Source organism: Streptomyces sp. NPDC058665, assembly GCF_042714995.1.
Classification (GTDB): Bacteria; Actinomycetota; Actinomycetes; order Streptomycetales; family Streptomycetaceae; genus Streptomyces.
Genome location: NZ_JBHXRX010000010.1, coordinates 16522 through 29517 on the forward strand (window position 1 = coordinate 16522; position 12996 = coordinate 29517).

The 12996-nt window shown below is 71.0% G+C and carries 10 protein-coding genes; all 10 read right to left on the minus strand.

What is annotated here, in order from left to right; translation table 11 throughout:
* Nucleotides 1-8 precede the first annotated feature (8 nt).
* Nucleotides 9-1604, minus strand: a complete 1596-nt coding sequence (locus tag ACFWV8_RS08575) for an ABC transporter substrate-binding protein (protein WP_384198994.1) — start codon at nt 1602-1604, stop codon at nt 9-11.
* 111 nt (nt 1605-1715) lie between these two features.
* Entirely contained in the window at nt 1716-2849 is a 1134-nt protein-coding gene (locus ACFWV8_RS08580) for an acyl-CoA dehydrogenase family protein (RefSeq protein ID WP_384198995.1), read from the minus strand.
* Nucleotides 2846-4057, minus strand: a complete 1212-nt coding sequence (locus ACFWV8_RS08585) for an acyl-CoA dehydrogenase family protein (RefSeq protein ID WP_384198996.1) — start codon at nt 4055-4057, stop codon at nt 2846-2848. The genes ACFWV8_RS08580 and ACFWV8_RS08585 overlap by 4 nt, the downstream gene beginning before the upstream one ends.
* Nucleotides 4054-5034: an NADPH:quinone oxidoreductase family protein gene (locus ACFWV8_RS08590; RefSeq protein ID WP_384198997.1), complete on the minus strand. Its 981-nt coding sequence runs from the start codon at nt 5032-5034 to the stop codon at nt 4054-4056. Before ACFWV8_RS08590 ends, ACFWV8_RS08585 begins: the two co-directional genes overlap by 4 nt.
* A gap of 103 nt (nt 5035-5137) precedes the next feature.
* Nucleotides 5138-6259 (minus strand): PP2C family protein-serine/threonine phosphatase, encoded by a 1122-nt coding sequence (locus tag ACFWV8_RS08595; RefSeq protein WP_384198998.1) that lies wholly within the window; start codon nt 6257-6259, stop codon nt 5138-5140.
* 151 nt (nt 6260-6410) lie between these two features.
* The gene (locus ACFWV8_RS08600) at nt 6411-7709 is read right to left on the minus strand and encodes an alpha/beta fold hydrolase (protein ID WP_384198999.1); all 1299 of its coding nucleotides are present in this window, start codon (nt 7707-7709) and stop codon (nt 6411-6413) included.
* 117 nt (nt 7710-7826) lie between these two features.
* On the minus strand, nt 7827-8909 hold the full coding sequence (locus tag ACFWV8_RS08605; protein ID WP_384199000.1) for a hypothetical protein: 1083 nt from the start codon (nt 8907-8909) through the stop codon (nt 7827-7829).
* 28 nt (nt 8910-8937) lie between these two features.
* A complete protein-coding gene (locus ACFWV8_RS08610; RefSeq protein WP_384199001.1) occupies nt 8938-10218 on the minus strand; it encodes a TRAP transporter large permease subunit in 1281 nt (426 codons plus the stop codon).
* Nucleotides 10219-10222: 4 nt separating this feature from the next.
* Nucleotides 10223-10843, minus strand: a complete 621-nt coding sequence (locus ACFWV8_RS08615; protein ID WP_384199002.1) for a hypothetical protein — start codon at nt 10841-10843, stop codon at nt 10223-10225.
* Nucleotides 10840-12969, minus strand: coding sequence for a hydantoinase/oxoprolinase family protein (locus tag ACFWV8_RS08620; RefSeq protein WP_384199003.1), 2130 nt, complete (start codon nt 12967-12969; stop codon nt 10840-10842). Before ACFWV8_RS08620 ends, ACFWV8_RS08615 begins: the two co-directional genes overlap by 4 nt.
* Nucleotides 12970-12996 lie beyond the last annotated feature (27 nt).

Here is a 12996-nt window from a genome sequence, read left to right on the forward strand (position 1 = left end):
GCGGCGGCTCACGGCGTGCGGGCCCACTGCTCGACGTTCCACCAGGGGCCGGACGCGAGGCCGTGGTCGTGCGGTTCGACCTGGGTGGTGAGGGTGCCCCAGGTGTCGTCCACGACATAGATGTGGTCGATATGGGTCAGGAAGGTGTAGCCGGGGTCCTTCACAAGTTCGCGCTGGACGGTGTCGTACGCGGCCTTCCGCGCGGACTTCCCGCCGCTCTCGCGACCGGTGTCCAGGGCCTTGTCGACGGCCGGATTGTCGTACCAGGCCATGTTGTTGAAGCCGTCCCCGGCGAGGCCGGAGCTGAGGAGGCTGAACTGGTCGAAGTCCGGGTCCCCGGGCGCTCCGCCGCCCGCGAGGACGGCGTCCGCCTTCATCCGCGGCTCGATGACCTCCCACGTACCGGCCTGGGTCTTGATGTCGATGCCGGCCTTCTTGGCGTCGGACGCGTAGGCGAGGGCGTGGTCCTGGCGGAGCTTGTCGCCGGTGAGATACCAGAGCGGGAAGCTCGCGCGTACGCCGTCCTTCGTACGGATGCCGTCGGGGCCGGTCCGCCAGCCCGCCTCGTCGAGTACGCGCTTGGCCCCCGCGAGGTCGTGCGGTCGCTCGGTGCCCCGGGTGAACCACTCGCTGTCGGTGGGGACGGGGCCGTAGGCGGCCTTGCCCGCGCCGTCGAGGATCTTGTCGACCATGGTGTCGCGGTCGACGGCGATGTCGAGCGCACGGCGTACGGCGGTGTCGCCCGTGACCTTGTTGTGGGTCGGCAGGGTGACGGTGCGGTAGTCGTACGTCGTGGCCGCGTACGTCCGCTTGTCCTTGTCGTTCTTGAAGCCCTTGGCGAGATTGGGCGGCAGGATCGCGCCGTCGAGGTCACCGGCCCGGAGCCGGGTGGCGCGTACGTCGTCGTCCTTGATGATCGCCATGGTGAACTTCTTCACCTTGGGCTCGCCGCCCCAGTACTCTGGATTGGCCTTGAAGCTGATCTTCTCGCCCTTGGACCAGTTGGTGAGGAGATACGGCCCCGTGCCCACGGGCTTGCTGGTGAACGGACCCGAGTTGACGTCCTGCCTGCCCGCCGCATGCTCCGGCGCGATGGGGAGCACGGTCCGCTGGGCGAAGGGCGCGTAGGGGTACTTCAGGGTGAAGACGACGGTGCTCTCGCCCTTGGCCGTGACGTCCTTGACGGCCGCCAGCTCGGTCTTGGACGGGTTGTTGGTCTTCGCGTCCAGGATGGTCCGGTAGGTGAAGACGACGTCCGCCGCGCTGAAGGGCTTGCCGTCGCTGAACTTCACGTCGTCGCGCAGCCGGTAGGTGTAGGTCATGCCGTCCGGGGCGACCTCGGGGAGCGCGGAGGCGAGGGCGGGCTTCAGATTCATGTCGCCGCCGACGGTCAGGAGTCCGTCGAAGATCTTGGAGTTGCCGTCCTTGCCGTAGCCGAGCAACGGGCTGAGGCTGTCCGGCTCGTAGGCGATCCCGACGACGGCGGACTCCTGCTCCCCGCCGCCGTCGGAGCCGCTGTCCGGGTTCGAGCAGGCCACGGCGGTGAAGGCCAGCGAGCCGGCCAGCGCCGCCGCGACCGTGCCACGTATGGAACGGGCCGTCATGGATTCCACACCCCTACTGAAGATCAACCGTTATTGCGAACGACTCGCAATTAAACAGTATGTAAAGGGGTGCGTGTCCAGGTGGTGTGAGGGTCGAACCGATGAACAGCGTTACGCGGTCGGCCCTCCGGGAGCGGGCAGAGCGGTCAGCGCCGCGAGCTTCTCGCGGTGCGATCCGGTCGAACCCAGCGCGATCTCGGCGGACTTGGCCCGCTTGAGATACAGATGCGCGGGGTGCTCCCAGGTCATGCCGATGCCGCCGTGGAGCTGGACACACTCCTCGGCCGCGTGGACGGCGACCCGGCCGCAGTAGGCCTGGGCGACCGCCACGGCGAGCGGTGCGCCGGGGCTGTCGGTGGCCAGCGCGTCCGCGGCGTTGCGGGCGGCGGCGCGGGCCGAGACGACCTCCAGCCAAAGCTGGGCCATTCGGTGCTTGAGCGCCTGGAACGAGCCCACGGGGCGGTTGAACTGGTGCCGTTCGCGGGTGTGCCGCACGGTCTCCTCCAAGCACCATTCGGCGAGGCCGAGTTGCTCGGACGCGAGCAGTCCCGCACCGGTCAGCAGTCCGCTGCGTACGGCCGCATCCGCCGTGCCCGCGTCGGCGAGCCGGGTCCCCGCGGTGAGCGCGGCGGCGTCCACGGTGACGGTGGAGAGCGGACGCGTGAGGTCGAGCGGGGTCTGCGCGCGGACGGTGACCCCGGGTGCCGCCGTCTCGACCGCGTACAGCCCGTCGTGGCCGATGACGAGCAGGACATCGGCGAACGCGGCGTCGGCGACGGCCCTGATCGCTGCCCCCGGCGCCGTGTTGGGGAGCGGGGCGTCCGGTCCGGTGGAGAGCGGGACGGCGAGAACGGCGACCGTACGACCCTCGGCCAGCGCGCCGAGCAGCTTGGCGACGGCCCCATCGTCACCGGTGCCGCAGGCGAGCAGCGCCTGGGTCGCGATCACCGAACTGGTCAGGTACGGCGCGGGCGTGACCGCCCGGCCCAGCTCCTCCAGCACCACCGCCGCCTCACGGTGGCTCGCGCCCTGGCCGCCGAGCGACTCCGGGACGAGCAGCCCGGCCGCGCCGATCCCGGCGGCGAGCGACGTCCAGAGCGCGGTGTCGTACGGGGCGCCGGACTCGGCGCGGTCGAGCGCGGCGGGAACGTCACCGCGACCGGTAAGCAGCGACCGTACGGCGGCGCGCAGGTCGTCCTCCGTCTCGGAGTACAGCAGGTCGGGCGCGTCATCCAGGGTGCTCATCGGGCGAGGTCCTTCCATGCGACGTCCTTGTCGTCGCGCGGCTCGGCGGGCAGGCCGAGGACGCGTTCGGCGACGATGTTGAGCAGTACCTCACTCGTGCCGCCCTCGATGGAGTTGCCCTTCGAGCGCAGATAGCGGTAGCCGGCCTCGCGGCCGGTGAAGTCGACGAGTTCCGGGCGGCGCATCGTCCAGTCGTCGTACAACAGGCCCTCGTCACCGAGGAGTTCGACTTCGAGCCCGCTGATCTCCTGGTTGAGCCTGGCGAAGGAGAGCTTGAGGCCCGAGCCTTCGGGGCCCGGCCGGCCCACGGCGAGCTGCTGACGCAGCCGTTCGCCGGTGAGGCGCGCCACTTCGGCGTCCACCCAGAGCGCGAGAAGACGCTGGTGCAGCTCATGGGTGCGCAGTTCGGGGCGTTCGCGCCAGGTCCGGGAGACCGGGCCGATCATGCCGCCCTCGCGCGGGAGCCGGGCGCCGCCGATCGAGACGCGTTCGTTCATCAGGGTGGTGCGGGCGACCTTCCAGCCGTCGCCGACCGCGCCGAGCCGGTGGGCGTCGGGAATGCGGACGTCGGTGAGGAAGACCTCGTTGAACTCGGCCTCGCCGGTTATCTGGCGCAGCGGCCGGACGTCGACTCCGGGGGCGGTCATGTCGCAGATGAAGTAGGTGATGCCCCGGTGCTTGGGCAGGGCGGGATCGGTCCGCGCTATGAGGATGGCCCAGCGCGCGAGATGGGCGCTGGAGGTCCACACCTTCTGCCCGTTGACGATCCAGTCACCCCCTTCACCGTTCGCACCGCCGCTGTCCTCGCGTACGGCGCGGGTGCCGAGCGCGGCGAGGTCCGACCCGGCGCCCGGCTCGCTGAAGAGCTGGCACCAGACTTCGTCACCGACCCACAGGGGCCGCAGGAACCGGCGCTTCTGCTCGTCGGTGCCGAACCCGAGGATGGTCGGCCCGGCCATCCCCAGGCCGATACCGATCCGGCGCGGGTCGTTGTCGGGCGCGCCCGCCGCGGCCAGTTCGGCGTCGACGACCGACTGGAGGGAACGGGGGGCGTCGAGTCCGCCGAGACCGGCCGGGAAGTGCACCCAGGCGAGCCCGGCGTCGAAGCGGGCCTTCAGGAAGTCGGCCGGTTCCGTGTCGGCCGGCGGGTGGGCGGCGAGCAAGTCCCTTGTACGGCGGCGCAGTTCGGCCGCGTCGGTCGCGTTCATCGCTCGCCCGCCCCCGATCCGATGCCGGGGAGTACGACGAGGCGGCCGGTGGTCGTACCGTCGGCGACGCGCTGGACGGCTGACGCGGCCTCCGCCATCGGGAGGCGCTCGCTGATGAGCGGCTTGACGACGCCCTTGGCGGCGAGTTCGGTCAGCTCCTGATGACAGCGGAGGATCGCGGCGGGGTCCTTCTCCCTGTAGAGGCCCCAGTGCAGACCGACGATCGAGTAGTTCTTCACGAGCGCGTGGTTGAGCGCGGGGCTCGGGATCGTGCCGCTCGCGAAGCCGATGACAAGGATGCGGCCCTCGAAGGCGGCGCACTTGGCGGACTGGGCGTACGCGTCGCCGCCGACCGGGTCGTACACGACGTCCACGCCGCGCCCGCCGGTGAGTTCCTTGACGGTCGCGACAATGTCCTCGGTGCGCCGGTCGATGACCTGGTCGCAGCCCAACTCTCGTGCCACACGGGCCTTTTCCGCACCGCCCACGACGCCGATGACGGTGGCGCCCGCGGCCTTGCCGAGCTGGACGGCCGCGCTGCCGACGCCTCCGGCGGCGGCGTGCACGAGCAGCGTCTCGCCCGCCTGGAGGTGCGCTCTGCGGTGCAGCCCGAACCACCCTGTCTGGTAGGCGATGTGCAGGGCCGCCGCCTCGGCGTCGTCGAGGGCGTCGGGCGCGGGGAGTACGGCCGACTCGTCGGCGACGACGTACTCGGCGAGTCCGCCGTGCGGCAGGGCCGGGGTCGCGATGACGCGCCGCCCGTACCCGGTCTCGGCGCAGACCTCGACGCCGGGCGTGAAGGGCAGCGGCGGACGGATCTGGTACTGGCCCCGGCAGAGCAGGGCGTCCGGGAAGTTGATGTCGGCGGCCAGGACCTTCAGCAGGAGCTGCCCGTCCCCCGGTGCCGGTGGATCCACCTCGTCCAGGCGCATCACCTCGCCCGGCTCGCCGTTCCGGTGCACTCGCCATGCCTGCATGCGGGGGCCTCCACAGATGAGGGTCGGTACGCGCTCATCCACATACTAAGCGGTCGCTTGCCTACTGGGAACAGCCCTGCGAGCACCGCACCCCCCGGCGCCGTCACCCCCTGCCCGCTGCCTCCGTCCCCTCGGCGCCGTGCCGCGCGACGGCGACGACCGCCATGTCGTCGTCCCGTTCACCCTTGGTCCACCGGCCGATCGAGGTGAACAGGGCACCGATCAACCGCTCCGGATCCCGGTCCGGGGGCTCCTTCAGCTCGCTGGAGGGGTCGTAGAAGGTTCCGGTCTCGTTCCGCGCCTCCGTCACTCCGTCCGTGACGCAGAGCAGGGTCGCACCGAGGGGGAACTCGTACGAGTGGATCTCGCCGCCGACACCGGGGGCGAGATCCCGCATCCCCAGGGGCGGCGACGCCTCGCCGGTGTCGAGAGGGACCAGCTCGCCGTTCCTCATTAGATACGGAGGGGGATGACCGCAGTTCACCAGCCGAAGGATGGTGCCGCGCCGGTTGATCTCGACCAGAAGCGCGGTCGCGAACGCCTCGGCCGCTTCCACCGAGAGCGGCTCCGAATGCTCCTCGACGGACCGGGTGACGGCACGGTCGAGCCGATCGGCCAGCCCTACCAGATCGACCTCGGACTCGGCGCGTTCACGGAACGCGCCGACGATCACGGAGACGGCGGAGACCGCGCTCAGTCCCTTGCCGCGCACGTCCGCGATGAGCAGCCGCAGACCGAAGGGGGTCTCCTCGACGGCGTAGAGATCGCCTCCGATCCGGGCCTCGGCGTACGCCGCCTCGTATCGGCACGCGACGGTGATCGGGCCGACGATCTTGGGAAGTGGTGGCAGCAGTGCCCGTTGAAGTGTCTCCGCGGTGGATCTGACCACCGAGAACTGCGCGCTCTGCTTGTCGAGCATGCGGCGCAGCGCCAGCGCGAAGGCGGAGGCGATCAGCACTTCCATGACCTGCAAGAACTCCGCGACGAAGCCATGGCTGGCCTGGAGTGCGGAGATCCCGGTGACCACGATGGCGACGGCCACGACGAGCAGCGTGTAGCGAAAGGTGCTGGTGATGGCCGCCGCCGTGGCCGCCACGCCGATGAGCGCGGCGCCGCTGACGACCCTGGGAGTGATCAGTTCGAGGACGACGGCCGCGATCAGGAGCAGCGGGGGCAGCCAGTGGTACCGCTGGATCCGCTGGATCCGTGACAGCCCCTCGTCCATGACACCGGTCCTTGTCTGCCGAGCCCGTCTCTCCGTTCAGCCACCACATCACAGGAAGTCACGGGAAGAAGGCACTCGCGCGGCCCCGGCGAGGCCGTGTCAGCGGCCGAAGACCTCGAACGCCACCGCCGGCCGACCGCCGAAGCGCGCGTCAGTTCTCTCCGCGCGTCAGGCCGAGCAGCCGGTCGAGCACCCGTGGGCCCGAGACCCGGACGCCGTCGTGCTCGTACTCGTCGGTGACCCAGGTGCGCAGCCCCCGGACGGCGCGCGCCGTCTCCAGCGCGTGGCCGGTGTCGACGTACATGTCGTCGTGGTAGACGGCGGCGGCGACCGGAACCTCGTTGGCTGCCAGCCGGCCGGTGTCGTACAGCGCGGGCCAGTCCGTGCGCGCGGCCAGCAGTTCGGCGGTCTCGCGCAGCGGGCGCAGCGCGGGGTCGCTGGTGAAGTGCCAGGGGTGGATCGTCTCGCCGGTGAAGAGCAGCGGGGTGTCCCCGGCGAGTGCCCGCTCCGCGTCGAAGCGGGGGAACTCCGCGCGGACCCGCTCGGCCGACCATGCGGTGGGGCGGTCGTCCTGGGCGTAGATCGCCTCGTGGACCAGCGCGTACAGGGGGTGCCCGGCGAAGGAGAGTTCGGCGGCCACCTTCTCCTGGAAGGCGTCGGACAGTTCGTGTCCGGCCGCTGTCCTCACGAACGCGTTGTCCAGCAGCTGGTGCAGCAGATGGGTGCCGTCGCCGGTGCCGAGGAGGATGCCGAGCGACTGGAACGCCTCGGGTGTCAGCGTGTAGCCGTTCGGCAGGACGGGACGGTGCTCGGCGATATGGGCGACGATCCGGCGGGCCCGCTCGACGTCCTGCGGATAACGGGCGTAGTGCGCGGCGACCTTGCGCTCGATGCGCGGGTAGGCGGCGCGGTAGACGTCGTCGGGTCCCGCGTCGAGCGAGGGCAGACCGCCGGTGATCAGTACGGTGCGCAGGCCCTCGGGCGCGGTGGACAGGTAGCGGACGGCGCAGAAGCCGCCGAAGCTCTGGCCGAGTACGGTCCAGGGGGCGCCGCCGGTCAGCTGCGGGCGGATCGCCTCGCAGTCGCGCACGATGTTGTCGGACCTGAAGAGGGCGAGATGGTCGGCCTGTTGCTGCGGGCCGCCGAGCGCCGGGAGGGTCTGCCGGTTGAGGGGGGTGGAGAACCCGGTGCCGCGCTGGTCGAGGTGGAGCACCCGGAACTCTTCGAGTGCCCGGCCGAGCCAGGCCTGCTTGCCGATGAAACGGCGGGCGCCGAATCCGGGGCCGCCTTCCAGATAGACCAGCCAGGGCAGGTCGGCGTCGACTTCGGACGCGGCGACGGCCTCGCGCCCGTACAGCTCGATCCGCTCCCCCGACGGGTTCGCGTGGTCGAGCGGGACGGAGAAACGGTGGTCCGTGAGGACGACGCCGGGCTGTCGGTAACTGGTCAAGGGTGCTCCTGATTCGGTGCGGGTCCGGTCACCTCGGCCGGTCCTCCCCAGACGGTACGACGGCCCGGTGCCCCACGCCGGACGGGCCCGTGGAGCGGCCCGTCCGGCGGCGGTGGGTCAGCCGCGTGCCACCGCGATGGAACCCTGGAGCCGCTCACCCGCCTCGTAGACCATGTAGGGCACACCCCGGTCGGTCCCGAAGCTCGGGGCGGCACTGCGTCCGTTGTCCGGGGCGGTGTTGGCCGAGTCGTAGAAGAGACCGAGATGGTTGCGGCGGCTGAAGTCGTTGCCGACCTCGGTGATCAGCAGATTGCCGCCGTGCTCCTTGTCGGTGTGGTACACGACGTACGAGCTGCCGTTCCTGCTCAGCAAGTGCGGGCCTGAGATGTTGTTCACCCCGACGTCGGAGTGGCGGATGAGCGGCGTCTGGGCGAACGTCCAGTTGCGGCCGTCCGCCGACCAACCCCAGCCGATGTCCCGGCGGTTGGACTGGTTGTTGAGCATGAAGAGCATCACGTAGTGCGCGCCGCGCGAGGGCAGTTCGTGCTGGAATACGCGGGCGTACGAGGTCTCGTTGGTGCCCGCGGGCATCATGTCCTTGGTGAGCACCACCTTGTCGTACGTGAAGGTGATGCCGTTCTTGGAACGGGCGAGGCGGGTGGTGCCGTTCTCACCGTGGAAGTAGAGCCACAGCTCCTTGAGGTCCTCCCGCCACAGGACGTGCGGGGACGCGACATGGCTGACCTTGTAGTGCGGCTGCCAGTTGTTGGAGACGATCGGGTTCGCGGTGTACTCGGTGAACGGCCCCTCCAGCGAGTCGCCGTAGGCCAGGCAGATACCGCCGGGCGCGTCGTGCGGGCCGTAGTAGAGGTAGTAACGGCCCAGCGGGTTCGCCAGCTTGTCGTAGACGCCGCGGATGCACGGGAAGATGATCTCCCCGGTGGGGTTGTACTTGAGCTGGGACGGCTTCAGAAGCGTCTTCAGATACTTGTAGTCCGGAAATCCGCCGGGCGCCGCCGCCAGGGCGGGGGCGGTGGAGGCGGTGGATGCCGCGGCGGCGCTGCCCGCCGCCGCTCCGGTGGCGACCACGCCGGATGCCACGGCCGCGGTCGCCGCCGCCGCGCGCAGGAAGATCCGCCGGCCGGGGTTCTCCGGCTGGTACGACTCGCTCACGTGCTCGTTGCTGTCGTGCTGTGTCATGTCGTGCTCCTCCAGGGGAGTTGAGAGATCACAGATAGGTGGCGGCGGTGACGCAGAATCCGCCGAGGGCGACAGCCCAGACGTACGGGAGGGTCCGCAGCATCACCTGCTGCGGTGTGACCCCCGCGTACTGAGCGCTCCACACGGTCTGGGTGCTTGTCGGGTCCGACACACCGAAGACCTGGTTGTACGAGGTGGCGATGCCGAGCACCGCGACGGCCGGGTAGATGCCGGCGGCGATGAGGACACCGGCGATGCCCGCGCCGAGGCCGTAGACGTTCAGGGGCCCGCGGTAGAGGCAGAGCGGTACGAGCAGGGTGAAGACCACGACGAACAGCACCGGGTTCTGCGGGCTGACCGCCTTGATCAGGGGCTCCAGCGCCTCGACGGCGCCGGGCAGCTTCACCGCGGCGAGCAGGATGCCGATCGCGATGAACAGCACGATCGGCGCCGCCGCGATCTCGAAGCCGCCGTACAGGGTGCGCAGCAGCCGCTTGTTCATCTCGCCCGGCCGGGTGGTGGTGACCAGCGCGTAGAGGACACCGGCCAGCATCGACGGCAGGATCGCCACGTCGAGGCCGAGGGCGAGGACCAGCGGTACGAGCGGGGTGAGCAGCGCGTACCACGGGGCGTCACCGAGCTGCTTACGGCGCGAAGCGGGCTTCGCGGACGCGGACTTGAGCGACCAGGCGTGTTCGACGCCGCGTCGCCGCGTCTCGATGAGGACGAAGAGGATCGCGGCGGCCAGCGCGAACGGGAACAGCTTCAGCATGAAGCCGCGCACGGTGTCCACGGGCAGTTCGAGCGCGGTGGAGAAGAACTGCCAGATGGGCAGCTCGAAGGGCATACCGGCGGCGATGCCCATCAGGATCGTGCCGGCCGCGGTGACCTTGGGAATGCCGACGGCGATCATGGCGGGGATGCCGATGATGCCGGCGAGCATCGCGGCGGGCGCCGAGCCCGTGACCGTACCGACGAGGGTGGAGACGGCGAGGACACCGAGGGCGACCACGACCGGCCGGTCGCCGCCGAACTCGACGATCTTACGGACGAGGGTGCCGGCGATACCGGTCTCGTCGAGGAGCTTGCCGAGCCAGGAGCCCAGCAGGATCGCGATCATCGTGGCCGCGAGAGCCGGTGCGCCCTCCTGGATCACTGTGTCCAGGACGCTGTTCTCGCCGGTCAGCGGGGCGCCCGCGAGGAAGGCGATGACAATGGCCAGGAGGGTGAGGGCGAAGGCGGTGGGAAGCCTGCGCGTGAGCATCGCGGCGACACCGACCGCCATGACAAGAAGGATGACGACGCCCATGGCGTTACTTCTCTCTTCCGTGCGGGGAGCCTTGCTGCGGGTCGGCCACGGTGGCCAGGGCGGCCGTCAGCAGGAGCGGGCTGCGGCCGAGACCGCAGACGGTGCGGGCGTAGGCGTGGGCGGCGATCTCGTCGGCGCCCGCGACATGGCCGTACAGGCGGTGACGTCCCGCGCGCAGCACGACGTGGTCGAGTGACCGCTTCAGGGCGCTCTTCGCCGGCCCGTGGTGGAGCTGTTCGTGCACGGCCTCGTGGGCGATCGCCGCTTCCCGTACCGATCCGGCCGGATACCAGTGGCGCCAGCCGAGCCGGTCGATCAACTCCTCGGCGAGGGCCAGGGTGTCGGTGAACAGCTCGACCGTCGGCACCGGCCGGGAGGTGTAGCGGGCGAGGAGGCCCTTCGCCAGACCGTCGCCGCTCTCCACGACCCGTGCCGTGGGGGCGACATGGGCGAGCGCGGCGCCGAACTCGTCGGCGGTACGCGCCCATTGGCGCAAGCGGTCGTGGTCGCGGCTCTCATGTGTGGGGGTGTTCGCGAGCAGCCGGACGCCGAACTCGATGTCGTCCGTCGCTTCGAGTGCTCCGATCTCCGCGAGCGTGGCGCGGTCGAGCAGCGCGGCCGTCATGAGCGCACCTCCAGGACGGCGATGACCGGCTCGTCGGCGGCGCGTGCCCGCAGTTCGCTGCGGGCGAGTGCGAGCAGCGGCTGCGGGTCGAGCACACCGGAGAGGTCGGCTATCCGGGAGCCGATGAGCAGCCGCAGGGCGGGGGCGCGGACACCGCCGTCGCCGTACGAGGTGGTCTCCCGCACCAGCCCGGCGAGTACTTCGGGCGCCCGGCCGACGGTGGTGGTCTCGACGCGGGCGTCCGGTGCGTGGAGCCGTACGACCCCGTCGGCGTCCACGACGCGTACCGGGTGGCGGTCCGCGCGGAAGCGGCGGTGCACGTCGGTGCCGTACACGGTGTGCGCGGGGGTGCCCGCGAGCACACGCACCGACGCCGGGTCGGTCTTGAGGCTGTCGGCGGCTGCGCGCAGCCGGTCGGTGTCGTCCGCCCGGTGGGCGCGGTCCTGCGTACGCAGCTCGGTGGCGCCGGTCGCGACGGCCCGCACGGTGCTGGTCTGCGGGTCGACGGTGACCTCCACCTCGACGCCGTCCGCCGCCGCGCCCTGGGCGACGACCGCGGCCTCGGCCTCGGCCCGTACGGCGAGGATCTGTTCCTGGCCGGCGCCGGGGATGATCCGTTCGACCTGCTCACGGATGAGGGCGAGGGCGACGCCGATGGGGCTGATGACCTCGTTGTGGCGGGCGATCCTGCCCTCCTGGCCGGTGACGGCCGCGAGATGCGGGGTGACGGAGGCCGCGCCGCCGCCACCGCCGACGAGCACGGCGGTGTCCTTGTCCAGGCGGTAGTCCCGGATCATCGCGTCGACCACGGACTTCACCTGGTCGGTGCCCGCGTCCAGGACCCGGGCCGCCGCCGTGGCGACGTCCGTGCCGAGCGCGGCGGCCAGGGGGGCCATCGCGGCGTTCGCCACGGCCGGGTCGCAGTGCGCGAAGTCGCCTTCGGGGACCCGGCCCAGCGCGTTGGCCGCGCAGGTCATGGTGATCGCGAAGCGTCCGCCGGCGGCGTCGAGGACCGCGTAGTCGGCCGGGTCGTCCTCCATCGGCCGGATCGTGGTGACCTTCGCGTCCCGCAGGTCGTCGAGGGTCGCGAAGCAGGCGTACGGCAGCCCCGCGATGTGCGCGCTGCGCGGCCCGGCGCCGGTGACCTTGCCACCGCCGATACGGGCCATGGAGCCGCCGCCGACGCCGACGGTCCTGACGTCGAGCGCCGAGAGGTACGACGCCTTGCCGAGGATGGTGGCGTGCCGGACGGCGACCTTGCCCCGCCGTACGACGCTGATGTCGGTGGACGTGCCGCCGGTCTCCAGGAACAGGCCCTCGCTGACGCGCTCCTGCATGAGCGCGCCCGCGACGCCCGCCGCCGGTCCTGACAGCACGGTGAGCAGCGGCCTGCGCCGCATCTCGTCCAGTGACATCACTCCCCCGTCGCAGCGCATCACCATCAGCGGCGCGCTCACGCCCGCCTTGGTGATGGACGCGTCGACCAAATCGGCGGTGGCGAGCATGCGCGGCAGGATCGCGGCGTTCACGACGGCGGTCCTGGTCCGCTTGTGGAGCCCGTACAGCGAGGTGATCTCGTGCGCGGCGGTCGTCGGCAGTCCGCGCTCCCTGGCCGCGGCGACGACCGTGTCCTCGCCCTCGGGGCGGTCGACGCTGAACGGCTGGCTGGCGACGACGACTTGGGCGCCCTCCTGGACGACCGCCTCGACGGCGGCGCGCACGGCGGGCCCGTCGTCCGGATCGGCGACATGGGCGTAGGCGAGCGGAAGCCGCTTGCCCGGGGTGAGTTCGAGCTTCCGGAAGGCGGCGAGCCTGCGGGTGAACCCGGCGCTCGGACCGGTGCCGAGACCGATCAGACCGACCGTGGCGACGTCGCCCTCCAGCAGGGCATTGGTAGCCTGTGTGGTGCCGTGGGCCAGGAAGGCCACGTCCTTCGGGGCGTGTCCGGTCTGTTCCAGCAGACGGTCGAGAGCTTCCACGATGCCGTGGGCGACGCCGTCCTGGTGATGGTGGCTGGTGGGTACCTTCACCTGCCCCAGGAGTTCCAGGGTCGTGGCGTCTACGGCCACGGCGTCGGTGAAGGTTCCGCCCACGTCGATGCCGACGCGGATGCGGTGGGTGTTCATGGCTTGGGCACCTCCTTGTGCACAGTT

Coding starts and splice junctions, on each gene's coding strand:
- ACFWV8_RS08575 (WP_384198994.1), bottom strand. CDS start 1,604: ATGACGGCCCGTTCCATACGTGGCACGGTCGCGGCGGCGCTGGCCGGC.
- ACFWV8_RS08580 (WP_384198995.1), bottom strand. CDS start 2,849: ATGAGCACCCTGGATGACGCGCCCGACCTGCTGTACTCCGAGACGGAG.
- ACFWV8_RS08585 (WP_384198996.1), bottom strand. CDS start 4,057: ATGAACGCGACCGACGCGGCCGAACTGCGCCGCCGTACAAGGGACTTG.
- ACFWV8_RS08590 (WP_384198997.1), bottom strand. CDS start 5,034: ATGCAGGCATGGCGAGTGCACCGGAACGGCGAGCCGGGCGAGGTGATG.
- ACFWV8_RS08595 (WP_384198998.1), bottom strand. CDS start 6,259: ATGGACGAGGGGCTGTCACGGATCCAGCGGATCCAGCGGTACCACTGG.
- ACFWV8_RS08605 (WP_384199000.1), bottom strand. CDS start 8,909: ATGACACAGCACGACAGCAACGAGCACGTGAGCGAGTCGTACCAGCCG.
- ACFWV8_RS08610 (WP_384199001.1), bottom strand. CDS start 10,218: ATGGGCGTCGTCATCCTTCTTGTCATGGCGGTCGGTGTCGCCGCGATG.
- ACFWV8_RS08615 (WP_384199002.1), bottom strand. CDS start 10,843: ATGACGGCCGCGCTGCTCGACCGCGCCACGCTCGCGGAGATCGGAGCA.
- ACFWV8_RS08620 (WP_384199003.1), bottom strand. CDS start 12,969: ATGAACACCCACCGCATCCGCGTCGGCATCGACGTGGGCGGAACCTTC.